This is a genomic window from Methanosarcina siciliae T4/M (assembly GCF_000970085.1).
Lineage (GTDB): Archaea > Halobacteriota > Methanosarcinia > Methanosarcinales > Methanosarcinaceae > Methanosarcina > Methanosarcina siciliae.
Map to the genome: position 1 here is coordinate 162,973 of NZ_CP009506.1, position 23,782 is coordinate 186,754.

Here is a 23,782-nt window from a genome sequence, read left to right on the forward strand (position 1 = left end):
ATCCCGATTTTACGGTCTTTTCCAGTGTACGACAAGTACCGGGACTTTTGAGTTCCTGATCACTTTTTCGGATATGCTGCCTATCAGGAAGCGTTCGACTTTGCTTTTTCCAAGCGAGCCAATGATAATCAGGTCCATTCCGTTCTTTTCTGCAAAATTGACAATTTCTTCTGCGGGATGTCCTTCGAGAAGGACGGATTCTACCTGCAAGTCAGTATCTTTTGCAGCTTTTTCCATATAAGAAACGGCTTCTTCTCCCAGTTCCCTGAACCGGGTATACATTGCCTCTTCCCACTCCAGATCTTCAGGAACCGAAGAATAAATCGATCTGTCGATAACATAGACAGCATAAATTTTCGCTCCGCTCAGGTGAGCAAGCTCAAGCGCGGCATCTGCAGCTTTTCTGGCACTTTCGGAGTCATCGGTTGCAAGCAGAATTTTTCTATAGAGTTTGCTCTTCATAATCTAACCCCCGGAATATTATCCCATATCTGAATATCCGTATGTTTATATTAATAATTTTCACCGAATAAGTTTCCAGGGAATGGAAAGCCTGTCGATAACGGCAAAAGGCATATACTTGTCAATACAATTAATAAAGAGGAGGATAGACTTTGGGAAAACAGAGGATCAAGCCAATCCGGATATTGTTTTTGATGTCTATTATCTTCCTTTTTGCTTCTGGAAGCGGTTGCGTTCGGAGCTTTGAAGAGGGAAGCTACTACAACATCAAAGATATGGATATCTCAGCAGACCGTGCCGGGACTTCTTTTGTAGACCTTAATGTTACCACATATGTAGAAAAATATCAGGGGGATACGGAGAAAAATTCCTCTCTTCTTTTGAAAGTTTACAGCAGGGAAAGCGGGCTGCTTGAAACACAGGAAAGAATTGAATTGGGGGCGCTGGAAAAAGGGGAAACAAAAGCCGTAAGCCAGAGTCTGAACCTGCCAAAGACCGGAGGCTATAATATACGTTCCGTTCTCTTCGAAGGGGATACCCAGAAGGGCATCGGAGAAATCGATGTCTACAACCTTGATTTTCTGCCTGCGGATGTGCAGGACATAGGGCTTGAAATTTCCGAAATGGATTTCAGGGTCAGGAAAGTGGAAGACAGAAAAGTCCTCATTGAAAGTGACATCTATCTGACAAACGAGGGAAAGAAAACCAGTCAGGATCTCCGTATGCTTGTCAAGGTCCGGGAACTGGACGCGGGGCTACTTGCCGATAAGGTCTGGACCCTGACGGGAGAGATCAAGCCCGAAACAACAGTTATCCGGAGTGTTAACCTGACCATGCCTGACCAGTACAACTACGCTGTCGAAGTGCTGATCTGGAACAATGATACCATTGTAAGGCGCGGGGAAGATTATATCCAGCTTAACCCGAAAGTTGAGGTTAAAGATAAAACTTCCACGGAAACAAAGAAGATTCAGACCAGTGAGTTTGAAAACGTGGATGATTATGAAATGATCCCTGAAGAGAAATATGCCGAAGAAGGAGCAACTCCCGGGTTTAGCCTTTTCCTGGCAGCAGTCCTGCTCTGTTCGGCAGCGGTTCTAAGGAGGCGGTTTGGATGAGTGAAACAGAAGAGCTCAGCCCAGAGACAAAAGAGGCAAAAACTTCAGATCTCAGGGATAACTTCAATAAAGGAGTTTTTGTGATTGCCATGCTGCTTCTGCTTGTGGCGACCTTCCAGCTCTATTTTTCAATAGAGCGAGTAATCGAGATCTGGTTTGAGTATGAGTATATCCCCATTTTCAGGGCCGTATACAATTTCATAGTCCTGCTTGCAAGCCTGTACGTTCTCAGGCTGTACATAGTACAGCGCTGAAATGAAATGTAAAATTTGTTGAAATAGTTAAAAACAGCCCTGAAATATAAAAGAAAGACGAAAAAGACGAAATAGACGAAAATATACAGGTAAATCAGTTGAAAATCTCTCAATCTCTGAAAAAAGGAATTTGAAGAGCCGAAACCCTTGATTTGAGGAGACCTTAAATATCAGGCCTCTTCAATAAGCTTTTTTACGGTTTCAAGCACAAGAACCGCGTCCTGTCTTTTTACATCAACTTCGCTGCTAAGGCAAAAATCAAGAAGCTGCTTTCTTTTTTCTTCCGGGATCAGCCCTTTTTTTGCCCCTTCCTTTGTAAGCCCGAGATAGCTCCGGTCAGGGTAGTAAGTGTTGATCGCAAGATCCAGAAGGGCGTCTTGTTCTTTTTCGCTTACAATTCCGGTATCGAGAGCAGCTTTAAGGGTTTCCCTGATGTTTACTAGGGGCACGGAGATGGGTTCGAAGGTATCAGGGTTGGTGCTTACAGCCACCTCGTCATCGGACTCGATAATCCCGTCCCTGTACCATTCATAGACCTTTCCAACGCCTACCATGCCGTGTGTATCCAGTTCAGAAGCCCTGAGGGCTCCCATGCTGGCTCCGCCGACAACTCTCACTCCTGCATTAAGGGCAGACAAGATCTCCCTGTGCCCTACTGCAGCCCGGTCAAAGAAGATCCCGTCTATAATCCCTATGACGTTATACCCCTGCCGGACGAATTTTTCCAGCTGGAACCTGCGTATTGGGGGCTGGTAGTTTGCCCTGAGGATTTTTTTTGCATCCTCATGGCTGATGCTGTTACCGGTAAAGATAACTGCTCTTGCTTTCATCTTCTTTTCCACGGCTTATCGTTTTTGTCTCTTATAATTTCTTTCTTCTTTCCGGCAGTGATTCTTTGTCCTTTGCGGTCGCGGTCGATAGTGAAGAGTTCAAAGCCCGGAATGATTACCCTGACTACAGGTACTGCGACTTCCTCTCTTGAGAGGTCGGCAACAATCACCTTTTCGGCAAGCCCCTTCAGCTGTCCAAGTATTATATCGATGTTTTCTGCCGGGCTCTTTCCGGAGAGATCCTTCACTTCGGAAAGGGAGATTTTTTCTCCTTCTTCGAACCAGAACCAGTTCAGGCGTTTCATGCGGTCGTATCCCACACTTCGGATAAAGCCTTCCCTGTCCGTGTCTTCCCTTGCGCCCTGAATCTGGACTACTCTTGACTGTGCGGCTTCGGTTATTGCTCTTGAAATTGCGATTTCGGGTTTAAGGTGGGAACCTGCTCCCATGACCAGAAGAGCCGGGTCTTTTAATTTAACGTCATCAGTTGCTGCAATTATTGTGGGAATCCCGGTGTCGGTCGGGACAAGCCAGATTTTGAGGTCTATTCCGGCATCTTTGAATTTCCGGGCAAGCTCGTACAGGTAGCCGTCCTCTTCAGTCAGCACGATTTCTTTCCCAAGGTTCCGGGTAAACTGGGCCGTGCTGATTGCGTCCCTTTCTATAACCTCAAGCAGCCCGTGCAGGATTGCTTCCTCAAGCACGTTTCCGGAAGCCAGTCCGTTGGTATTGCTCAGGAAAAGTTTCTGGCACTGCCCGGGAGCGTCATAAGGGTGGTAAACCGCATTTGCACTTACGAAGACCTCTTCTCCGTTCATCAAATCATATGCTCCAACCCACTCTATAAGGGATCCGGGGTTAAAGGGCTGGGACAGGAGGAGAGAGTTAGGGTCAAGCACGCTGCAGTTTTCTTTTGCACTGGCATAGGACTCCACAAGGGCCGGGGCAGAGATGCTACCTTCTATATTTGCGTTCACGCCCGGCCTTTCTGCCAGGCAGCGCTCAAAACTCTCCATTATTGCCGAAATCCGGGCCCGCTGTTCGGTTGAGCCCTTGCCTGAGTAGATGCTGATCGCTCCCGGAGCGGCACTGGGACGGATTGCCGAGAAGATCGGAATTCCGAGCCTGTCCAGGTTTGTTATATCTGCAATTCGGGTTACACCTATCCTTTTTATCTGATCTTTAGTGTTTTCAAGGGTTGTGGCTTCGTCATACACGCGCTGGGTGCCTTCGAGGTATGAGAGTGACCTATCAATTTTTATCTCGGGCATAGTTAGAAACCTTCTCATCTCTTGTTATATATTTTGTGATTTTTCGGGAATTTTAGGCCCTTTAACAGGGACGTTCACAATTTTCCTGTTCAGGATTTTTTGGTAAGTAAATATCAAACGGAATACAGCGGAATACAATGGAATACAACGGAATACAACGGAATACAAAGAAATACAACGGAACACAAGCAGAACAACGCTATATATTGCGAGGTTCTATAAGTATGTAAGAAGGCTTATATGGGGGTTTTGTCCGACGAATCTCAAGAAATTGTTTCTGGAAGAAAATGTGGGCGGTTTTGATCTGGTACTCCGGGCCCTGTTAGGGACACTTGGAATTACTGCTCTGGCAACGAATCTTATAAAAAGTTCTCCTTTGAAATGGATTGTTGCACTGATAGCTTTTACGGGACTCTACAGTTCGATCCTGAGACATTGCACTCCATACGCTTTTCTCGGGATCAATACTGCAAGGAAAAAATAACAACAGAGTTGGGGGTAACAAATAGAATACGGGAGTGAATCTTTGCCGGCAGTTCATTGGAAAAATCAGTTCTCTGTTTCTTTTTTCAACAAATATTTCTCTTGAAAATCAGACTGTTAAGTCCCGGCTGATTTTTTTCTTTGGATTCTGCCTGATCTTTCCCTGAATCCTTCCTCATTTTCCCGGTTTCGGGACAATGTCCGGCAATTGCTATTTATTTTGTAGTTTTACAGAAGTATAACGTGATGTTTTCTTTCTTATTCAATGAAGAAATCATTTTTTTATCATAGTACTTTATATATGTCTAATAATATTGTTTATATATATCAAAAATATATCAAAAAGATGAGGTAAATGAAAGTGACTACAAGCTGTGAAATCAGATGTACACAGTGTAGAAAATGGTTCCGCTCACAAATTGTTCAATTTGAAGATGCAGAAACGTTTCTGCACACGGTAATATACAAAAATTCGGAAATATGCCCCTACTGTGACACAATGGTTTCTCACGACAAAGAAATCATGAGATTTATAGAAAAAGATAGTACGGGTAAAGTCATTAAAGAAACCAGATGCATACATAATTTCTAATCACTCTTTCTATTTCCATTTCCTGAGCCTTCAAACTCACGGAGTTTCCGATTAAAGGGTTTCTTTTCGGGTTCCGGGAAAAAGTCTTTTCCAACCTGTGGATACTCGCCAAAAGAAACGACCTCCTGTTTTATCCCTATAATGACGTTGTACGGCTTGAATAAAAAATCATGAATAAAAAGAGTAAAAAATGTAGGAATTGAAGGCAAAACGTATATCTATCCTTCGTGAGACTGTACAATTTTGATATTTTTGTATTTTGATCTGCCTTTATAAACTCTCTTGTCTTTCTTTTTTCCTTCTAAGGTGGTAAGGTAAGTTTATTACATGTGGGCATATATGTTATAATATGTCGGTATTGCTTGGAGACTTTGGATCAATTAGTTACATTCCTGCATATGTGGCTTTCTGGTCTACCGTCTTCATCGGGACCGTTTGCTTCATTATGCTCTATTTTTTGATATACATCGTGCATCGGGGTATTAAGAGTAAACAAAGTTACTGAAGTTTTCTTCTTTTTCTTTCCATTTTTTCTTTCTCTTATTTTATTTTCTTTCACTATTCGTAATTTTTTTAAGTCTGTTCTGTCTGATGTGGGACGTTTGATTCCCTTATTTTCAAATATATTAAGAGTTATAATATTTAACAAAATTAAAATCAGGGGGTATCTGGGTATATGCAGGCTGAAAACGGAGGGATTGACACTACAAGTTCTACCGTTCAGGTAAATGAACAATCTCCTCACGATAAAAAACATAACTCTGGAATGGAAATGCCCAAAAATTCCCACGAGTTGCACGAAGATAACGGGCATAAATCGGCTGGAAATATGCTGCATGAGGACCATCAGGAAGGGCAAGCAGGGCACGAGGAAAAGATAACTCAAACCCATGATCAGAACGCTGAGATGAACCCTCAGGGTCATGACCAGCATGAAGGAATGCAACATGAGGGGCATGAAATGGGGGGCAAAGGTCACGGCAAAGGTCATGGCGATCACCATGCTCATATGCTTGCAGATTTCAGAAAAAGATTCATCGTTTCTTTTATACTGACCTTCCCGGTTTTGCTGCTCTCTCCCATGATTCAGGGCTTTTTTGGTTTTGAGTTTCGCGTTCCAGGCGCGGATATTCTTACCTTTTTGCTTTCCACTGTCGTTTATTTCTACGGCGGCTATCCGTTTCTCAAAGGGCTCAAAGACGAGCTTGCAGAGAAAGCTCCGGGAATGATGACCCTTATAGCCGTTGCTATCAGCGTGGCTTATTTTTACAGTTCTGCGGTGGTATTCGGGCTTCCAGGTGGCGTTTTTTTTTGGGAACTCGTAACCCTTATCGATGTAATGCTGCTCGGGCACTGGCTGGAGATGCGCTCGGTAATGGGGGCTTCAAGAGCCCTTGAAGAGCTTGTAAAAATCATGCCCTCTATTGCTCACCTGAAGAAAAACGGCGAAACTGTTGACGTGGGAGTTGACCGGTTAAAAATAGGGGACAGGGTTCTGGTCAAGCCCGGGGAAAAGATTCCTGTTGACGGGATTGTTACGGAAGGGACGAGCAGCGTCAATGAATCAATGCTCACAGGGGAATCAAGACCTGTCACGAAAAAGCCGGGAACTGAGGTCATAGGCGGTTCGATTAACGGAGAGGCGGCTTTTGTCGTGGAGGTAAAAAAAACGGGCAAGGACACCTATCTTAACCAGGTTGTCGAACTCGTCAGAACAGCCCAGGAAAGCAAATCAAAGACTCAGGACCTGGCGAACAGGGCTGCAATGTACCTGACGATCATAGCCCTGACTGTGGGCGCGCTCACCTTTCTCCTCTGGATTTTCTTCGGGCATGAAGTTGTCTTTGCCCTGGAGAGAGCGGTAACCGTAATGGTTATCACCTGCCCGCATGCCCTCGGGCTTGCGATCCCGCTCGTGGTTGCAGTTTCAACGTCCCTGGCGGCAAAGTCCGGGCTTCTCATCAGGGACCGGCAGGCATTTGAAAAAGCCCGGAGCCTTGAGGCTGTAATTTTTGATAAAACCGGAACCCTCACTGAAGGCAGATTTGGGGTAACCGATGTAGTTTTGCTCTCAGGAGATGTCGATAAAATTAACGACAAAGAGGTCCTCAGCCTTGCAGCTTCTCTTGAAGCAAGTTCGGAACACCCGATCGCAAGGGGAATTCTTGAAAGTGCCAGGGAAGAAGGGATAGAGCCTTTACCGGTTGAAAAGTTCAGTTCCATTCCCGGAAAAGGAATCGAGGGCACAATAGAAGGCAGGAAATTCCTTGTTGTAAGCCCGGGCTACCTTGAAGAAAAAGGAATTCTCCTGAATAACGGGAGAATCGAATCTGAGAAAATAGAAGAAATTAAGGAGCAGGGAAAAACCGTTGTATTTCTACTTGAAGGAGATACGGTGCTTGGAGCCCTTGCCCTTGCCGACATTGTCCGGAAAGAGTCAAGGGAAGCAATTTCAAAGCTCAAAGGAATGGGTATAAAATGCCTGATGCTTACCGGGGACAACCGCTATGTTGCTGCCTGGGTGTCTAAGGAACTGGAGCTTGACGACTACTTTGCAGAAGTCCTCCCGCACGAAAAGGCTGCAAAGGTCAAGGAAGTCCAGAAGCAGTACATTACCGGCATGGTCGGAGATGGGGTCAATGACGCCCCTGCCCTTGCCCAGGCTGATGTGGGCATAGCCATCGGAGCAGGCACGGATGTTGCAATCGAAACCGCTGATGTCGTACTGGTGAAAAACGATCCGGGAGATGTGCTGTACATTATTGAGCTTTCCAGAAAAACTTACTCCAAGATGTACCAGAACCTGCTCTGGGCAACCGGGTATAATGTATTTGCAATTCCGCTTGCAGCGGGGGTACTCTACGGATGCGGCATCTTATTGAGCCCTGCCATAGGGGCGGTTCTCATGAGCCTTAGTACCGTGATCGTGGCTATAAATGCAAGAGCTTTAGATATGGGGTGATTTAATGTTCGGAATAATTCGCGGTTTGATGAAGATACTGGCTCTGGCAGCAATGGTTTCTGCAGGAGTCAAATTCATCTCAAAGCATGTAAGGGGAAAAAGAAGAAAATAATAAGTAGTGAACAAAAAACCTGATAATCTTGGCTGATTATTTTGGCTGATTATTTTAACAGATAAACTCAGGTATGATTTAAAAGGGGGTTAAAGCATCGCAGACAGGGAGAGCAAAAGCAATCCATTCCTGATTCTCCTGCTGGTTCTGATAGTCGCAGGGATAGCTTTCCTTATTTTTACTTTCGGGACCATGTGGGGATTTTCTCGTACAGGGGACGGCTTCTATGGCCGGCCTGATATTTATTCGGAAAACAGGACTTCGTATCCGGGAGGTGGAATGTATCCGGGAGGTGGAATGTATCCGGGAAGAGGTATGTATCCGGGAGGGTATCCTTCCTATAACATAAGTGATTTTGAGTCAAACGGGGAGTTAATCTACTATACCGGGTTTAATGAAAGCGGTGAGCGTATTGAGACAGAGTACGGTCCTCACTGGCTGTACGTTCATGGAGGGAGCTGTGTTGACTGCCATCGGACGGACGGGAGAGGAGGATATCCGGTGATGATGGGTTACACAATCCCTCCGGATATCAGATATGAGACCCTTACTTCTGACGAGCACGAAGAAGAGGAAGGACATCCTCCATATACGGACGAGACCATCAAAAGGGCGATCCGGGAGGGTATTGATTCTGCAGGCGAGCCTCTTGACCTTACCATGCCCAGATGGAATATGACCGATAAGGATGTGAATGACGTCGTTGAATACCTTAAAACGCTTTGAGGGGGGAACCCTCTCTACTTTTTCTCCGGATAATCGGGAGATGCCTGAGCTCTCGGGAATTACCTGCCGAGTTCTTTGATTCTTTTAGGCTGCCTGATAAGGTAGTAAAGAAAAGCTCCTACAATGTATGTAAAAACAATTACTATGATCCATTTAAGGCGTGTATTCCCTTTGTCCGTTTCTTTTCGCAGGCAGTCAACAAGGGTCCAGGCCCAGAGGATAAAAGAAAGAAGAAAAATAAATCCGAATATAATGAGAATAAGGTAATTACCTGGCATTTTACTGTTTCCTGTTTTGGTTTTTCTTAATCCGAAATTTTTCTTAACCAGAGTTTTTCTTAATCTGGATTTTTCTCAGCCCCGTTCTATTTTTCAATATACGGCCCTATTTACTTAAACAGTTTGGTTTTTTGCCTTTTTTAATCCCATCTTTCTTTGGTCTCAAGTTCTTATCTCAAATTCTATCTCAGTATTTTAGCTCTTTCTCAAATCTCCTTAGCCTGAAATTGAGGAAAAATACGATATAGATTATCATACCTGCAAGCAAAAAGGCTCTTCCTGCAAGCAGTTCGTATAAAAACCCTCCGAGGATCAGGCCGGTTATGCTTGCAAGCCCTCCGAAGCTGCCGGCAAATCCCTGTACCGTGCCCTGGTAATTTTTCCCTGCAATTTTTGATAGAAGGGAGAGGAAAGAAGGCCACATAAGTCCGTCCCCCATTGCGAAAAATCCCGTTGCAAGATAGGTCAGAAAGAGGTTTCCGGGGATAAGCAGCAGAAAGTTCGTGCCGAGCATAAGGCTTCCGAATATTATCAGCGAGGCTTCCGAATATCTTTTTGAAAGCCTTGGGAGTATGGAACCCTGCACAATTATCAGAAGACCGCTCAGGACCGTAAAGTAGACCCCCATTCCTGCTATGCCCCAGTCAAGGGCTGCGATTGCATGCAGCGGAAAAGCGGTGTAGAAAATATTGAAGCCGAGAAAGATGAGGAAGTAAAGGCCGAGCATGTAAGGGATATTCGGAAGCTTTAAAACTTCCCTGAAGGAAGGCTTCCCGGTTTCCCGCACGGTCCGGCATTCCTTTATCTCGTAGCCAAACACTTTTCTTATGTCTTCGGCTTTGACAGGTCCCTTCAGAGAGCATTCTCTGTTTTCGGGGATATAAAATATAATCAGTAAAGTTCCTATAAGGGAAATTACCACTGCACCAAGGACAGGGGCTGCTTCTCCGTATGCTGTTATGCTCAAAAGTCCGGCAAGGGCAGGGCCCACTATGAACCCGAGGTTTGAGGAAATCGACATTTTTCCGAAATTTCGGTTCCTGTCTTTTTCTTCGGTAATGTCTGCCAGATAGGCATTGGCTACGGACACGTTGCCTCCGGTCAGCCCGTCGAAAGCCCGCGCAAAGAAGAGCGCTGCAAGGGGCAGGGTGAAGGCAAAAGTCCCCAGGACTTCGGAATCGACCTGAAAAAGGGTTACAACCGGGAGAAAAAGAGCTCCGAGAAAGATAATCCATGAAAGGAGGGTCCCCACCTGGCTCAAGAGCAGTATTTTTTTACGCCCGTAAATATCAGACCACCTGCCGAGGACCGGGGCGCCTATTAGCTGGAAAGCCGGATACATGGAACTTGCAAGTCCGTAAATGAAAGCATTGCCTCCAAGCCGGTTTACCAGAAAGACAAGGAAGGGGAGGACAATGCTGAACCCGAGCGTGCCTATAAAATTGACCGTAAGGAGAGGGAGAAGGGAAATCCTCTCTCGTGCAGGAGGGTCAGGCCTATTTTCCTGTCTCACGCTTTCCGGACCTGTTTCCATATTCATTCCAGTTTTTTTCTTTTTAAGGTTTTGTGCCAGAAATAAGGGCCCGGAGCTACTTAACCCTTATTTCCCATGAAATTTTCAGGTCTGAGTGCAGAAATAGCTGCTCGAATACAACCGGATGTGAAATATTCAATGCACGGGCTCGATGTTATCTGCAACCCGGAAACTTTTTTGTTGCTTTCGTTATAGCAAAATTAAACGCATAGGCCGACTAAATGAATATAGAGAGTGAATGGAGGGTGAATAGAGAGAAGCATCATGACAAAAGCTGCAGCTAAAACAGGAGTAGGCCCAACAGTACTGGTCGCTATCGAGCAATATTTTCCTGAGAATCAACGCATAATCGAAGACGATCTTGCTTATCGAATACTGCCGTTAGGCATGAGATCTCTTGTATGGCTGATGCGGTTTAATTCGGTAAGGGCCTGGATGATTCGGGTTACCGAGAAAGACACTCCCGGTATCTGGGGCGGGATGATGTGCAGAAAACGGTACATAGACGAGAAGCTTATCAAGTCGGTCAATCAGGTTAATGCGGTCGTGAATCTGGGTGCAGGCTTTGACACCCGAGCATACCGGTTACCAGCTCTATCTGAAATGCCGGTCTGGGAGGTTGATCAGCCTGAAAACATTAATTCCAAGCAGACCCGGCTGTGTAAGTTGTTCGGAGCAGTTCCGTCCCACGTCAGGCTTGTGCCGATAGATTTTGATCGAGAAGAACTGGGTCCCGTTCTTGCTTCTTATGGCTACTCTAAGGACATGCGGACATTTTTCATATGGGAGGCTGTCACGCAGTATCTGACTGAAACCGGAATCAGAGTGACTTTTGATTTTCTGGCTAAAGCCGAGCACGGCAGCCTTCTGGCTTTCACATATACTCGCAAAGACTTTCTCGATGGCCGGGTAATGTACGGCTGGGAGAATATCTACAAAAAGTACGTAAGGGATAAGATCTGGCTTTTCGGGATGGACCCTGAAGAGTGGCCGGATTTTCTTGAGGGGTACGGCTGGCAGGTAGTCGAGCATGTCGGTTACGAGGAACTTGCCGCGCGGTATATCAGGCCTACAGGTCGGGAACTTGCCTCTACGCCGGTCGAAAGGATAGTCTATGCGGAGAAAGTGTAATCGACTGCGTATGTTTGCCTAACTTTTTCTATGTCAGGAGGGGCCGGGAACTGCTAAGCCGGCAGGTTTCGAGCAAATTGACGAACTATCTTCGATTGCGCCGGAAAATTAAGCATTGAAATTTCAACAGCCTGGTAACGGAAGATCAAAAAATGTGAAAAAAGGAAAATTGCCTGCGGGCTGAAGCAGGCAGTTTTTTCAGCCCATGACCCGCTTTAAAGTTTAAAATTTGAATTTTTGCTTAAAGCTTTAAATCCTACAAACCTCGCTCTTTCTGAGCCAGTCGATATCGGACTGGTAGAGGAGCCTCAGGTCTTTAAGCCCCAGTTTCAGCATGGCGAGCCGGCTTACTCCGAGCCCCCAGGCAAGGACGGGTTCTTTGATCCCGAAAGGTTCCGTGACTTCTTTTCTGAAGACGCCTGCTCCTCCGAGTTCGACCCAGCCAAGGCCGTCCACGTAGACCTCAGGTTCCACACTCGGTTCGGTGTAGGGGAAATAGCCCGGGCGGAAGCGGACTTCTTCGAACCCCATCCTGTGGTAGAACTCTGCAAGGAGCCCGAGCAGGTCAGCAAAGGACATATCTTTGTCCATTACCACGCCTTCAAGCTGCTCGAATTCGGGAGTATGGGTAGGGTCAATTGTTTCCCTGCGGTACGCCCTGTCAATACAGAAGGCTTTTACAGGTGGTTCGGGGTTGTCTGCGAGGTACTTTATGGTTACTGAAGTGGTATGGGTCCTGAGCACATTGCGCCTGGCAAGGTCCCTGTCCCAGATCCCCCCCCAGCCGCAGGAGTCGATATCTCCCCCGTTCTCGTGCATTGCCGCCACTTTTTCGAAATATTCAGCCGGGAGCTGGCAGGTGCTGCCGAGGTGGAAGGTGTCCTGCATGTCCCTTGCAGGGTGGTCCTGGGGCTGGAAGAGAGCATCGAAGTTCCAGAAAGAGCTCTGGATTATGCCCCCTTTGATTTCCGTGAAGCCCATTTCCAGGAAGATCTGGCGCATCTGTTCAATCAGGCGCCTGTAAGGGTGGATTTTGGTTCCGTAGAGGGGTTTCGGGGTGATGTCGAGCCTGTAAGGCCTGAACTTTTTCCCTTTCCAGGCCCCGCTCTTCAGCAGTTCGGGAGTGAGCTGGGCAATTTCTTCTTCAAGGACAATGCCTTCGGCAGCAAGAGCGCACCCTGCTCCTGTTACGGAAACAGTTCTGGACTTCTCTTCGTGCTTTATGACAAGTTTGCGCTTGAGCAGTTCCTTTACAGTTCCTTCGTCGGCTGCAAGCTCTTCGAGAGTTTTTGCCTGGCCTGCGAAAGTCGCAAGAGCTTCTTCGTCCTTGCCTGCAGGAGCTTTTCCCGAAGGTACCATAACTCCGTTTTCAACCTTTGCCCACCCTTTTTTTATGAGCCAGCCGGTTGCGATCCCCACGGTCTTGGGGGAAAAGCGGCTCCTGAGTTCTTCAAGAGGGGCGGGAGCTTTCAGGGCGTCAATTATCTGGCGCTCCGGAAGTCCGGTTTTCGTATATTCTTCTCCCTCCTTTGTAAGGGAGTAACGTTCGAGCACTTTTTCGGAGACGGAAGCAAGTCCTTTTTCCTGGAGCATGAAGGCTGCCTGCATTGCCGCATCCACCTGCAGCCCGGACTTTTCTTCCAGTTTATCGGGAGCTGCCGACCCCAGCTCCTCAAGGGCGAGCAAGACCTTTTTTTCGTTGATTGTAAGGTTATCCTGAGCACTCATATTGTAATCACGTCCTGATCTTCCTGAAATGATTAAGGATTTGATTGTTATAAGGATCCGATCTTTTATCGGAATCTGATAAGTCTGCTAATAATCTGATTTTGTAAGTTTATGAATAATTCAGTCTTTGTAAATTATGAATAGTTCAGTCCTTGTAGATAATTCTGTATTCGTCAAGATGTTCCCGTGCAAGTTCCCTCTTTTCCTGATGGTCTTTAAGGAATTCCTGCATTTTTTCGGCTGCAAGCTGCTTGCATGAGCCGCACATCCTTGTCCCGGAGATACATTCCTGCTTGATTTCCAGCAGTTCTTCATCGCTGGCAATCAGGTGGAAAAGCATGAGTTCAAAGACCGAACATTCCTCGGGTTTTCCTCCCAGTTTTTTCTGCTCTTCGAGGGTTACGCAGCCCCCGGTTTTTGCCCGCTTTATCTTTTTTGCCCCATCCTTCGGGGAGTCCGTAAGGGCAATCTGGCTTTCGGGAATACTGCTGGACATCTTCCCGCCCTGCAGTCCGCTCATGAACCTGTGGTAGGTGGAGGCTGGAGGAATAAAAGCGTAGCCTCCGAACTCGACTGCGACTTCCCTGACAAGCTTTTCAAGTCCTGCAAGGTCGGGATACCCGAGCACGTCAATGTGCTCTTCATAGAGCTTTACTTTCCCGGGAATGCGTTTCTTAAGCTCCTGAAGGGCCTCTTTCTGGGCGGTTTTTCCCCTGACGCTCAGGTATTTCCTGCCTGTCTTTACGTCTTCCCGCTCCTCTACCCTGAACATGTTCATCTTGCCTGCAAGTCCCCTTGTCAGGCGGAGGTGAGGGTCCTGGTCCGGGCCTACGGGGACCACAACCGGCTTCGGTCCTCCGAATTCTTCAAGCTGGGGCTGGAGGATATCTGCAGCCTGGGTTGCCACGCTGAGCATATGGGAGAGGCTTGTTTCTCCCGAAAAGCCGTAGATTGCACTCAGTTCCGAAAAATTGACCTTGGCCCCGAGTTCAAATGCCAGGTCTTTGACGCTTCCGCAGCCTGACTGGAAATAGATAAGGCCGTCGGGTTTGAATCCGAGGGCGATCAGGCTTAATATGTATTCTTCAACTCCTATTTCCCTGCACTTCTGCCAGGAAAAACCGCGTACGGAAAAGGCTTCCCTGTCTGCAATCCCTACAAAGGCGGAAGCTCCCATTTCCTGATGCCAGACTATCTGGTCCATGACCATCTTATGCCCGAGATGGACCTTTCCTGAGGGCATAAAACCGTCCATAACCGAAAAAGGGGCACCTGTCCGCATGGCCTCTGCAATCTGTTCGTAATCACGGTGCCCGAAGATAATTTTTCTCCGCATGTACATGTGCGGGGAAGGGATTTCCGGAAGTATGTTTTCAAAAGGAGAAATCCCGAATTCTTCGAATAGTTTGGAATAGTCAGTGATATCGCTTGAACTCCACGGGTCAAGTTTAGTATTCATAAAGTCCCTCATGGGCTGCCTTTTCCGGAAAGCAACCGCAGGCAGCTTTTTCTTGCTACATAAATAGGGTAACGTAAATAAGGGTGAAAACTTCTTTCCGGCTAAATTGCTCTTTAAAAATACCTGCTTATATGTAAATGTTTATCTTCTGGCGTTAAGTTCCGGAACTTAATATTACTTTGCACTTCTTTTCTTTAAGTTATTTGGAAGAAATTTTCCTCTCAAAAACTGAAATATAATCTGTAAAAAATTTAGGAGTTAGTCCACGCCTTTTCTGTCTTCTAATTAATCTTGGCTAATTAATCTTGGTATCAGGTTCTGACCCCCAGAAATATATATTCAAAAGCTCAATTGTAATTAGATGGATAAGAGCTCATTCTTAGAAGATATAAGCAAGATTTTAGCCGGATTAAAAGAGGTAGATACAGCCTACGTATTCGGCTCATTTCTTGAAAGAACAAATTTCAACGATATCGATGTAGCTTTGCTCCTGTCCGAAAGTTTAGATCCTTATCAAAGTCTCAAGTTCTCTTTAAGAATTGCAGGTGAGCTGGAGAGGCGAATCAGGCCCAGATTTGAGTTTGACGTAAAAATACTTAACAATTCTCCGATAGAATTTCAGTTCGAGGTTATTAAAAAAGGACATGTTATCTTCTCCAGGAACGAGCCCAACAGAATCGATTACGAATCTGAGGTAATTTCGGCTTATCTGGACCTGAAGTATATGTATGATTTGATAGACAAGGAATTCCTGGCGAGGGCATAAAATGAGAATACTGGCCCATCTCAGAGAGCTTGATGAATCCCAGAAGGACTGGGAAAGATATCAGGCCATATCCCTGAAAGATCTGAAGAGAGATAGGGACAAAAGGAATATGGTTCTTCATGCCATGCTGGTCAGCATCCAGGCTGCAATAGATGTAGCTGCCGGGTTAATAGTTAAAGAGGGACTGGGGAAACCCACGACATATAGAGAAGCCTTTGAAATACTGGGTCAGGCAGGGTTGATTCCGGAAGAACTTGCTGAAGAGCTTTCGGATCTGGCGGGGTTCAGAAATGTCCTCGTTCACATATACTGGCAGCTAGACCTTGATCAGGTATATGGCGTCCTGCAAAACGATCTTAAGACCCTGAAATCCTTTTTACAGGAAGTTAAGAAATTATCAGATCAGGATTTATCTGCTGAATGAATCTCGATCTGAGGTGCATTAAAATACCAGAGAAAAGCTGCCTTGAACGAAGATTCAGACAGCAGATCATCTTGAGGTTATTTTTCACAGATTTCTTCAAAAGGATAGGGTAGTTTTGCCTCTTCGGGAATTTTGTCTACAAGATCCATAAACTCAGGGTCGTGCATGGGGCTCAAACTCTTCTGCCTCTGGAAATACGGATAACTCCTGATCCTCTGCCAGATCTCTTTTAAGGACACTTCTTTTACATTTCCAAACCTGAAAGGAGGGTAAGGGCTTGGTTTTACATCGCCTTCTGCGGTTACATGCATCCAGCGCCTGCCTGCCATTGCCCCCATCATCTGCCCTTCGAAATAGGTGTTTGAAAACATCCTTGGGCCTTCAGGAGCCGAGTTAATCCTGTGATACATTTCAAGAATTGTTTTCCGGTCCCGATCCGTAATCACAGGTTCGCCTCTGTTTTTCGGCATTGATTCCCAGACCGAAAACTCATGTACCCCAAGTTCCGCTGCAAGGGCATAAAGGGCAGGAAGTTCTTTCATGTTTGAGGGAGAGGCGTGAGTTGTCATTACAACAAGAAGCCCGGCTTCAAGAGCCAGTTTTATGGCAGAGACGGCCCGTTCATATGCTCCTGTAGAGTTTCGGACAGCATCGTGTTTTTCGGGGTCGGTAGAGTAAACCCCTACCATGAGGGCATGAATCCCGGCTTCCTTCAGTTTAAGGGCGGTTTCTTTTGAAAAATCCGTACCCCAGGTGGAACAGTTAACTATGGCCCGGGTTTTGTCCACATATTCGATGAGCTCAAAGACATCTTCCCGCAGCAGGGGATCATTTTCAGTAATATTGATAGTGAGGGTACCAAGTTCCAGGGCTTCGTCTATTACTCTTTTTATTATGTCCGTATCAAGTTCGTCAGCAGCGGTTTCCGGCGGGTACTTTGCACTGTTCCGGCGGGTGATTTCGATTGAGACGGTTTCGGGCACGTATTTTCCCATAGCTATCTGGATTTCTGCAAAAATGAGGCGCTTGAAAACAGGACTCGGGATGGGAGGCAGCCAGGCGGATGGAATAATCCTCTCCTCCTGTACCAGAGCCGGTTTTTCCTCCTGCAGGCGTGAATTCATCTTTTTCAGTACAGGGTTGCAGGCCGCTTTCAGAGGCCCGTTTGTTATAAGCTTCAGAGATTTTCCTTCCTGCTGCTGAAGGTTCACAGACAGCCCTGGCATGGAAAAAAGTTCTATAGTTCCACTCTTTACAGGAGAGCCCGTCACATTCTTTTTTTCAGGAGTCATTTTTCCTCACAGGTCATTTTCTTACGAGTTCCTGGTTTAATTGTTTAAATATTTAAAACCGTCTCTGATTTAAAAAGCCCATTCAAATTGCTTTAAACCGCTCATTCAAATAACTATTTTTCCCGGGATAAATGGAGCTGTTCTATTTGAAACCCACTTTAAACCAGCCTCAGAGGGCGGTAAACTCTTTAAAAACAGGTCGTGCGGGAATCTGAAGCTATGTTGAATCTCGAACATGAAGTTATGTATATATCCGGTTTAAAATGTATGGTCTTAAAAATGTATCTGAAAATAAGAGCTTTGGCCGTCCTGACTCGAGGGGTGAATAAATTCACGATCGGCCTGGACTGCCTCTTAAAGTATTTAAAAAAGCTTAAACCTCATATCCTTTCCGAGAAGGCGAGGTTTCCGCTGATTTTCTTAATCTTTACTTTTACCACGTCGCCTTTTGTGGCTCCGGGCACGAAGACTGTGTACTTATCAATTTTTGCTATCCCGTCACCTTTGGACCCGACGGCATCTATCCGGAGTTCGTAGGTTCCACCTTCTTCGATAGCATCCCTGATAACCACGTTACTTACCTTTCTCTTTTTGACAGGCCTGTGAGCTCCGCAGGCAGAACATTTCAGGACAAGCACCCTGTCCACCCTGACAAGCTGGGTGTCCGGGCGTCCGCATTCCGAACACATGACGTATTCGTCAACATATGCCTGAATATTATCTGAAATCTGAGCTCTCGTAAACCTGCCCTGGAAGACTGCACGTGTGCCTTCTATCTTCCCTGCAGTCCCCAGTTCCCTGGTGAGATATTTCATCAGGTGGTCAGGGTCCCGGTTAAGGGTGTCTGCAATATTTCCGAAGTTGTCCAGAATTGTGGTCTTTCCTTCGGAAAAGAGTTTGGGTTCAGGGATTACGAATCGAGCATCAGTAGTCTCTGTGTCCGGCATCTTTGCCATTGCACGGTTCAAAAGCTCTTCGTAATCATACATTCTTTAGACTCCCTCGTAATTTTACGGCTTCTTCCCGGTTACTGTACCAGTTCCGCGCCTTCATCGATAACGATTCTGCAAGGGGTGGGCAGCTTCTGTCCGGCGTGCCAGAGAGCTTCCTTTGCAGCCTTGAAGTTCTGCTTCTCAACGGCTACTGTAAAGATCTTCTGCATTGGTTTTACCCTTGCTGCGGTACCGACGTTCTTTCCAAAAGCCCTGCGCATCCCACTGGACACACGGTCTGCTCCGGCGCCTGTTGCCTGTTTGTTTTCCCTGACTACTTCGTGGGGGTAAACACGGAGCTTCATGTAAAAGCCCATTTTCCCTGTGTCAGCGACAAGGTGCCTGTTTGCTGTGATACGGGCTGCTTCAAGCGCAGTGTGCCTGATCTGACATTTTTCTTCTACGACCAGGGAAATTTTTACAGGGAAACTTGTGTTTGCTTTGTCTCCCATATCATAGTGAATAACCTGGCTTCCGGGAACACCGCCCATGTATTTTCTTCTGGTAAATGAGCGCTGTCTCACGTTTCTATACATACTTCCTGGCTTTCGTACCATTAGTCTGATTCTCCTGAAAGATGATGATTTTGATAAATTTTGAGTGGAACCTTTTTCCACTTATAACCCATTTATAAGCGTTTGCTTCAAGTTTACGAAAAAACTGTCTGGCAAACCGTTGAGTATGGAGATATGTGCATATAGAGATACCTGCCTGTATTTACATTTATCTGTAAATCTTCCCTCACGGGTTCCGGCAGGAAACTTCGGTGTCCCCGGGTTCTCTGATAGGGAATTTCGTATCTGAAACTCTACAGTTCCTGAATTTTTATATATCCCGGGCTTAGGTGACTTACCCCCTACTACTTAGTGGTTTATAAGTTTTATTGATGGTTCCGGGTATTTCTCTAAAAATCCTGCAAGAAGCCCGAAGCAGCCTGAAAGCATCATGCTCCCGAAAGGTGCGGCAAAATGCAGTTTTTTTGAAATTTCCTGCCTGATTTCCAAGTCCTGGAGCTTTTCAAGCATCTCCCTCTTCGGGCCTGTAACCATTATTGAGTGCACCTGTTCAAAGCCGCAGGCTTCCTTTATATAAGCCCCATGCCCTCCGTCATCAAAGACTTCCTCAAAGCCAAGGACCCCGTCGGCAAGCCGGATAATATAGTCCTGGAGCTTTTCCGGGTCCATGAGGGAACTGTGGTGTTCGAAAATGGCTGTGATCCTGTTTTCATTCACAAGTGCCCCGAGCGTATGCCCGTTTCCTATATTGACAACGATTGCAGGCTGGACAGCTGCAGGATCAACAAGAGCCCCGAATACGGCTGCAGGTCCCGTGTCCATGAAAACTGCCCGTGTCTTGAGGACAGTCGTGGATTTAAGAAGCGAATCCGCCTGGGCTTTCATGCGGGTAAAAGCCTGAGGGATTTCTTCGGGCAGGAACACAAAGTTTTCGAGCTTTCCCCCATTCTCGATAAGTTCCTTTAGAAGTTCGAACCTGTAGACCCTGTTGCTCTTATCCGGGGCGTTTCCGTGGTCCTGCACCGCAACTGCATAATTTTCCGGCATCCTGACCTCAAAATTTGAGAGTGCGCAGGAAGCGGCGCAGGGGTCAAAGTCCTGCATAACAACCTCCAGCGCTTCCCCCGATCCTGCAAGTTTCTTTGCCTCTTCCTTTGAGACAATCCGGACTCCAAAAGCCTTCACTCGCTCAAGGTTGTCATGAATGGTCAGGGCAGCGTCTTCCGTGGCATATACAGGGAGCCCTGCTTTTAAGTGAGCACGGACAGCCCATGCCGAGGGCCCTCCTCCCATTATGGTCCCGGTAAGTACAAGCGCCTTTCCTGCCTTTGTCACTCTCCGCACTCTTTCCGCAGTAACCTGTGTGGGGGCGGGCATGACCATTATCAGGCTGTTTTCAACTTCTTTTGCCGAGTCAAAGAGCAGGATATCCTGCGTACCTGTACCTATATCCGCTGCTAATATATGCATAACCTGAGCATTGGGTTGATAAGTTATTAAAATATGGGCAGGCAAGTAAGCTTGAAGGATAAAGAGGAAAAATAAGCATAATTGAAAATTATAATATCAAAATCAACGTTGAAACTGAACCGGATACCCAGAAGAGAAAAATAATCTGGATATATCTGAATCTTATGGAGAGTGCCGTTTTCATGATAGAATCTACACCGGAAATTCACAAAAAAAACGCTAAAAAATCTTTTTCTTTCGCTTTAATTACGGTTTCGACCTCAAGGTACGAAAAGTATGGGGATTCAGTTTCTCCCGACGAGGCTGAAGACCTTTCGGGAAAAGCTATGAAAGAACTTCTTGAGGCTGCAGGCAACAATGTCTCTTTCTACAGGCTTGTGCCTGATGAAAATAATGTACTTCTGGATGCCATTTCTGCCGCGCTTGACAGCTCTGCGGATATTGTTATAACAAGCGGAGGCACAGGGCTTGCCCCGAAAGACCTTACTATAGAGTCCGTAACTCCTCTTTTTGAGAAGGAAATCCCAGGCTTTGGGGAACTTTTCAGGTACAAAAGCCTTGAAGATATAGGGACATCGGTAATCCTTACCAGGGCGGCGGCCGGTGTAATAAAAGGAAAGGCTGTATTCTGCCTGCCGGGGTCTCCGAATGCGGTGAAGCTTGCCCTTTCTGAGATTATTATTCCTGAAGCCGGGCACGTTGTAAAGCATGTGAAGGAATAATTCTGATATTTTGGTAGATGAGTTTTTTAATATATGTAGGCTTGGATGAGAGTGAGGTTGCTTAGCGAATGGCTTTTCCATAAAGCAAATTCAAAATCAATTTCTGCATCCAAGTATAAAACGTACTGTGAATTGAGTTTCATTTTTCTTTCATTTTAGCCTTAAGAAACTCTATACTCTTTTCAGTTTTCTTGAAGTATGGATGAGAAGATCCAAGTTTAAGATTAAATATTTTAAGAGAGCGTTCAAACAAGGGCAAAGCTTCTTCATATTTTTCGATATAACAATAAAGAATTGCAATGTTGTTCAGAGTTATTGCAACATTTGGGTGTTGCGGACCCAGCGCCTTTTTACTAATGTCAAGTGCTCTTTGGTATGATAGGAGTGCTTTCCCGTAGTCCCCCATTTGACGATAGAGTGATGCGATATTATTTAGTGAGTTTGCAACATCTGGGTGTTTTAGATCCAACGTATTTTCACGAATTTTAAGTGCTCTTTGATAAAGTGGTAGTGCTTCTTCGTACTCTCCCATCTGATAATAGAGTCCTGCTAGATTGTTTAAGGCTATTGCAACATTTGGGTGTTTTAGATCCAACGTATTTTCACGAATTTTAAGTGCCCTTTGATAAAGTGGTAATGCTTTTTCGTAATCTTCCATTTGATAATAGAGTTCTGCGAGGTTGTTTAGTGTTACTGCAACATCCAGATGTCTAGGTCCCTGCATTTTCTCATAAATTTCAAGTGCCCTTTGGCAAAGTAGGAGCGCTTTTTCATAATCTCCCATCTGATAATAGAGTCCTGCTAGATTGTCTAGTGTTGTTGCAATAACTGCTGCTCGGTAGAAGGGATCATCTGGATGTTCAGATCCTTGCTTCTCCTCACTAATTTCAAGTGCCCTTTGAAAAAGTGGCAGGGCTTTTTCGTAATCTCCTATATGACTATAGAGTAATGCTAGATTGTTTAGGTTTATCGCAACATCTGTGTGTTCAGGTCCTAGTACCTTCCCATAAATTTCAAGTGCCCTTTGGCAAAGTAGGAGAGCTTTTTCATAATCTCCCAAACTTTCATAGAGTCCTGCTAGATTGTCCAGTGTTATTGCAATATCTAGGTGTTCAGGTCCAAGTTCTATTTCAAGAATTTGCAGCGTTTCTTCATACAGAGGGGTAATTAATTGCCAGAATGCTGCTCTGTAAAATGGATATGATACAAAAACAAACCATTCGTAAAATTCTTCTGCTTCAAGTGCTTCTTTTGCGTGGTAGAAGGCTTCAGTTAAAGCGGTTTCGTGTTCTGGGGTGATTGCTTTGATATCGAGATCTTTCAGTTGATTACTGTAAAAGTCAAGCATAAAATTATGGACTTCTTTTTTCAAATCTTGATCTTGGTAATCCTGCAGGCTTTTTCTCATAAGCTGGTGCATGGAACATTTTCCTTTCTCGTCAACTTCCATAAAAGAGAAGCTATGCAGTTCTGAAAAACTGGTTGCAGGATATCCAGTATTAAATTTCTCGACTAGGATTTTGAATAATTCACGGTTCCAGTATCTGGGAACCGATAAGATTTTCAGTGTTTCTTTTTCTTCCCTGTCAAGATATTTGACAAACCTGCAGAAAATACCTTCCGGAACTTTTGCGAAGTTTCCTGGAGTGGGCTGCTTTTTCTTCTTTATTTTTCTGTAGATATCGATAGAGAGTTCAAGATAGTAAGGTACGCCTTCACTGCTTTCAATGAGTACGTTCTGGATATCCTCTTCAGTGATTCCGCACTGTTTCAACAGATCGAGAGCATCTTTTTCTGGAAGTTTTCCAATTTTACGCTGGTCAAGGTAATTTTTCCAGTCCTCATCCACTTCTTCCCAGCAAAGGGATTCTTTTCCACAGATTACCCAAAGACAGGATTTTTGTATGTTTTCAATAAGTTTTCTGAGCCATCCGTCCCTGGAATTGAAACTTCCTTTATCTCTTTCTTTTTCCCAGAGAGCTTCGTAAGTGTCTATGAAAATAACTGCGAATTCTGAAGTGTTCTGCAGGCGGTCAGCAAGGTCGTGGGCCAAATAAACAGGTAATCGTTCGTATATCTCTGCAGGTTCAAGATTCTGAAGTCCGGAAATATCTTCCTTGCGTTTTAGAACCCATTTCTGATAATGTTCTGGTAAACTTTTTGCAAGGTTATACACGTTTGGTATCAGATTTACAGGAACAAATTCGTCGCAGACGTCCAGAACATCACGAACAATGCTGCCTTCAGAGTAGTTTTCTTTTACCAGGGGATTATGTGGATTGATTTTTTTCCAGTAGGTGGCAAGGGCAATGTCAAAAGAGTTGAATTTGATGTTGTATTTCTGGTGCAGCTGGCTAGAAAGAACTTCGAGGAACTTATAAGGCTGCCTGTATTGTTCGGTGGCGAAGTCTATTGAAGTCCATATAACTCTTGTGTGCAGGTCCGATTCATTGTGTTTTTCAAGCAAGGTTGGAAGTTCCTTTCTAAGACTGGTTTTTCCAATCCCGGCAACGCCATAGTAGACCAGGATACTGTAGTTCTGTTGGTCGATGTTATTGAAGGCCTTTTCAAAAGCTTCAATGAACTCTTTCCTGTCAACGAATGGACATTCTACTTTTTCATTAAAATTTGTAGGACAAACCGACACCCAATTCCTCTGAA

22 protein-coding genes are annotated in these 23,782 nt (G+C 45.4%); 9 read left to right on the forward strand and 13 right to left on the reverse strand.

The features are described from left to right. Positions 1–9: 9 nt before the first annotated feature. Positions 10–462, reverse strand: coding sequence for a universal stress protein (locus MSSIT_RS00775; protein WP_011020220.1), 453 nt, complete (start codon positions 460–462; stop codon positions 10–12). A gap of 152 nt (positions 463–614) precedes the next feature. On the opposite strand from MSSIT_RS00775, the gene MSSIT_RS00780 reads away from it, so the two are divergent. Together MSSIT_RS00780 and MSSIT_RS00785 are read left to right on the forward strand one after the other, a co-directional pair. Beyond that, entirely contained in the window at positions 615–1,580 is a 966-nt protein-coding gene (locus MSSIT_RS00780) for a DUF7490 domain-containing protein (protein WP_231590271.1), read from the forward strand. Then, the gene (locus MSSIT_RS00785) at positions 1,577–1,834 is read left to right on the forward strand and encodes a hypothetical protein (RefSeq protein WP_048169192.1); all 258 of its coding nucleotides are present in this window, start codon (positions 1,577–1,579) and stop codon (positions 1,832–1,834) included. The genes MSSIT_RS00780 and MSSIT_RS00785 overlap by 4 nt, the downstream gene beginning before the upstream one ends. 170 nt (positions 1,835–2,004) lie before the next feature. On the opposite strand, the gene MSSIT_RS00790 is transcribed toward MSSIT_RS00785, so the two are convergent. Continuing rightward, complete coding sequence (locus MSSIT_RS00790; protein WP_231590285.1) at positions 2,005–2,664, reverse strand: TfuA-related McrA-glycine thioamidation protein; 660 nt, start codon at positions 2,662–2,664, stop codon at positions 2,005–2,007. After that, a complete protein-coding gene (locus MSSIT_RS00795) occupies positions 2,661–3,935 on the reverse strand; it encodes a YcaO-related McrA-glycine thioamidation protein (protein WP_048169196.1) in 1,275 nt (424 codons plus the stop codon). The genes MSSIT_RS00790 and MSSIT_RS00795 overlap by 4 nt, the downstream gene beginning before the upstream one ends. A 271-nt stretch (positions 3,936–4,206) precedes the next feature. On the opposite strand from MSSIT_RS00795, the gene MSSIT_RS00800 reads away from it, so the two are divergent. After that, positions 4,207–4,419: a YgaP family membrane protein gene (locus MSSIT_RS00800; protein WP_231590307.1), complete on the forward strand. Its 213-nt coding sequence runs from the start codon at positions 4,207–4,209 to the stop codon at positions 4,417–4,419. Positions 4,420–5,386: 967 nt separating this feature from the next. On the opposite strand, the gene MSSIT_RS00810 is transcribed toward MSSIT_RS00800, so the two are convergent. Continuing rightward, the gene (locus MSSIT_RS00810; protein WP_048169202.1) at positions 5,387–5,659 is read right to left on the reverse strand and encodes a hypothetical protein; all 273 of its coding nucleotides are present in this window, start codon (positions 5,657–5,659) and stop codon (positions 5,387–5,389) included. A gap of 117 nt (positions 5,660–5,776) precedes the next feature. Here MSSIT_RS00810 and MSSIT_RS00815 point away from each other — a divergent pair, with 117 nt between their 5' ends. Further along, the gene (locus tag MSSIT_RS00815; protein WP_082089102.1) at positions 5,777–7,972 is read left to right on the forward strand and encodes a heavy metal translocating P-type ATPase; all 2,196 of its coding nucleotides are present in this window, start codon (positions 5,777–5,779) and stop codon (positions 7,970–7,972) included. Between the two features lie 241 nt (positions 7,973–8,213). Beyond that, a complete protein-coding gene (locus tag MSSIT_RS00820) occupies positions 8,214–8,810 on the forward strand; it encodes a c-type cytochrome (protein ID WP_048169204.1) in 597 nt (198 codons plus the stop codon). Positions 8,811–8,869: 59 nt separating this feature from the next. On the opposite strand, the gene MSSIT_RS00825 is transcribed toward MSSIT_RS00820, so the two are convergent. Both MSSIT_RS00825 and MSSIT_RS00830 read right to left on the reverse strand, forming a co-directional pair. Continuing rightward, complete coding sequence (locus MSSIT_RS00825; protein ID WP_048169206.1) at positions 8,870–9,088, reverse strand: PLDc N-terminal domain-containing protein; 219 nt, start codon at positions 9,086–9,088, stop codon at positions 8,870–8,872. A gap of 187 nt (positions 9,089–9,275) precedes the next feature. Continuing rightward, positions 9,276–10,628, reverse strand: coding sequence for an MFS transporter (locus MSSIT_RS00830; RefSeq protein WP_082088833.1), 1,353 nt, complete (start codon positions 10,626–10,628; stop codon positions 9,276–9,278). Between the two features lie 258 nt (positions 10,629–10,886). Here MSSIT_RS00830 and MSSIT_RS00835 point away from each other — a divergent pair, with 258 nt between their 5' ends. Further along, positions 10,887–11,753: a class I SAM-dependent methyltransferase gene (locus tag MSSIT_RS00835; protein ID WP_048169211.1), complete on the forward strand. Its 867-nt coding sequence runs from the start codon at positions 10,887–10,889 to the stop codon at positions 11,751–11,753. Between the two features lie 249 nt (positions 11,754–12,002). On the opposite strand, the gene pheS is transcribed toward MSSIT_RS00835, so the two are convergent. Together pheS and MSSIT_RS00845 are read right to left on the reverse strand one after the other, a co-directional pair. After that, on the reverse strand, positions 12,003–13,481 hold the full coding sequence (gene pheS / locus MSSIT_RS00840; protein WP_048169213.1) for a phenylalanine--tRNA ligase subunit alpha: 1,479 nt from the start codon (positions 13,479–13,481) through the stop codon (positions 12,003–12,005). 145 nt (positions 13,482–13,626) lie between these two features. Continuing rightward, on the reverse strand, positions 13,627–14,940 hold the full coding sequence (locus MSSIT_RS00845; RefSeq protein WP_187151840.1) for a tryptophan--tRNA ligase: 1,314 nt from the start codon (positions 14,938–14,940) through the stop codon (positions 13,627–13,629). Positions 14,941–15,301: 361 nt separating this feature from the next. On the opposite strand from MSSIT_RS00845, the gene mntA reads away from it, so the two are divergent. Further along, positions 15,302–15,706, forward strand: coding sequence for a type VII toxin-antitoxin system MntA family adenylyltransferase antitoxin (mntA, locus tag MSSIT_RS00850; RefSeq protein WP_048169217.1), 405 nt, complete (start codon positions 15,302–15,304; stop codon positions 15,704–15,706). 1 nt (position 15,707) lies between these two features. Further along, complete coding sequence (gene hepT / locus MSSIT_RS00855; RefSeq protein ID WP_048169219.1) at positions 15,708–16,130, forward strand: type VII toxin-antitoxin system HepT family RNase toxin; 423 nt, start codon at positions 15,708–15,710, stop codon at positions 16,128–16,130. A gap of 77 nt (positions 16,131–16,207) precedes the next feature. On the opposite strand, the gene MSSIT_RS00860 is transcribed toward hepT, so the two are convergent. The 4 genes from MSSIT_RS00860 to MSSIT_RS00875 all read right to left on the reverse strand — a co-directional run bounded on the left by MSSIT_RS00860 (position 16,208) and on the right by MSSIT_RS00875 (position 20,399). After that, positions 16,208–17,422 carry a radical SAM protein gene (locus MSSIT_RS00860; RefSeq protein ID WP_048169221.1) on the reverse strand — a complete coding sequence of 405 codons (1,215 nt, stop codon included), beginning with the start codon at positions 17,420–17,422 and terminating at the stop codon, positions 16,208–16,210. A gap of 380 nt (positions 17,423–17,802) precedes the next feature. Beyond that, a complete protein-coding gene (locus MSSIT_RS00865) occupies positions 17,803–18,411 on the reverse strand; it encodes a translation initiation factor IF-2 subunit beta (RefSeq protein WP_048169224.1) in 609 nt (202 codons plus the stop codon). Positions 18,412–18,449: 38 nt separating this feature from the next. Beyond that, a complete protein-coding gene (locus tag MSSIT_RS00870) occupies positions 18,450–18,971 on the reverse strand; it encodes a 50S ribosomal protein L16 (protein WP_048169226.1) in 522 nt (173 codons plus the stop codon). 306 nt (positions 18,972–19,277) lie between these two features. After that, positions 19,278–20,399 (reverse strand): DUF1786 domain-containing protein, encoded by a 1,122-nt coding sequence (locus tag MSSIT_RS00875; RefSeq protein ID WP_048169228.1) that lies wholly within the window; start codon positions 20,397–20,399, stop codon positions 19,278–19,280. 182 nt (positions 20,400–20,581) lie between these two features. Between MSSIT_RS00875 and MSSIT_RS00880 the strand changes: the two genes are divergently transcribed. Continuing rightward, positions 20,582–21,121, forward strand: a complete 540-nt coding sequence (locus MSSIT_RS00880) for a MogA/MoaB family molybdenum cofactor biosynthesis protein (protein ID WP_048174399.1) — start codon at positions 20,582–20,584, stop codon at positions 21,119–21,121. Between the two features lie 139 nt (positions 21,122–21,260). Here the strand turns inward: MSSIT_RS00880 and MSSIT_RS21000 are convergent, their stop codons facing one another. After that, complete coding sequence (locus MSSIT_RS21000; protein WP_052721462.1) at positions 21,261–23,768, reverse strand: tetratricopeptide repeat protein; 2,508 nt, start codon at positions 23,766–23,768, stop codon at positions 21,261–21,263. Positions 23,769–23,782: the final 14 nt, after the last annotated feature.

Excerpts from the sequence above, each read along its gene's own strand:
- MSSIT_RS00775 (WP_011020220.1), bottom strand. The coding sequence starts at position 462 with ATGAAGAGCAAACTCTATAGAAAAATTCTGCTTGCAACCGATGACTCC.
- MSSIT_RS00785 (WP_048169192.1), top strand. The coding sequence starts at position 1,577 with ATGAGTGAAACAGAAGAGCTCAGCCCAGAGACAAAAGAGGCAAAAACT.
- MSSIT_RS00790 (WP_231590285.1), bottom strand. The coding sequence starts at position 2,664 with ATGAAAGCAAGAGCAGTTATCTTTACCGGTAACAGCATCAGCCATGAG.
- MSSIT_RS00795 (WP_048169196.1), bottom strand. The coding sequence starts at position 3,935 with ATGCCCGAGATAAAAATTGATAGGTCACTCTCATACCTCGAAGGCACC.
- MSSIT_RS00815 (WP_082089102.1), top strand. The coding sequence starts at position 5,777 with ATGGAAATGCCCAAAAATTCCCACGAGTTGCACGAAGATAACGGGCAT.
- MSSIT_RS00825 (WP_048169206.1), bottom strand. The coding sequence starts at position 9,088 with ATGCCAGGTAATTACCTTATTCTCATTATATTCGGATTTATTTTTCTT.
- MSSIT_RS00830 (WP_082088833.1), bottom strand. The coding sequence starts at position 10,628 with ATGAATATGGAAACAGGTCCGGAAAGCGTGAGACAGGAAAATAGGCCT.
- MSSIT_RS00835 (WP_048169211.1), top strand. The coding sequence starts at position 10,887 with ATGACAAAAGCTGCAGCTAAAACAGGAGTAGGCCCAACAGTACTGGTC.
- pheS (WP_048169213.1), bottom strand. The coding sequence starts at position 13,481 with ATGAGTGCTCAGGATAACCTTACAATCAACGAAAAAAAGGTCTTGCTC.
- MSSIT_RS00845 (WP_187151840.1), bottom strand. The coding sequence starts at position 14,940 with ATGAATACTAAACTTGACCCGTGGAGTTCAAGCGATATCACTGACTAT.
- mntA (WP_048169217.1), top strand. The coding sequence starts at position 15,302 with ATGGATAAGAGCTCATTCTTAGAAGATATAAGCAAGATTTTAGCCGGA.
- hepT (WP_048169219.1), top strand. The coding sequence starts at position 15,708 with ATGAGAATACTGGCCCATCTCAGAGAGCTTGATGAATCCCAGAAGGAC.
- MSSIT_RS00860 (WP_048169221.1), bottom strand. The coding sequence starts at position 17,422 with ATGACTCCTGAAAAAAAGAATGTGACGGGCTCTCCTGTAAAGAGTGGA.
- MSSIT_RS00865 (WP_048169224.1), bottom strand. The coding sequence starts at position 18,411 with ATGTATGATTACGAAGAGCTTTTGAACCGTGCAATGGCAAAGATGCCG.
- MSSIT_RS00870 (WP_048169226.1), bottom strand. The coding sequence starts at position 18,971 with ATGGTACGAAAGCCAGGAAGTATGTATAGAAACGTGAGACAGCGCTCA.
- MSSIT_RS00875 (WP_048169228.1), bottom strand. The coding sequence starts at position 20,399 with ATGCATATATTAGCAGCGGATATAGGTACAGGTACGCAGGATATCCTG.
- MSSIT_RS00880 (WP_048174399.1), top strand. The coding sequence starts at position 20,582 with ATGATAGAATCTACACCGGAAATTCACAAAAAAAACGCTAAAAAATCT.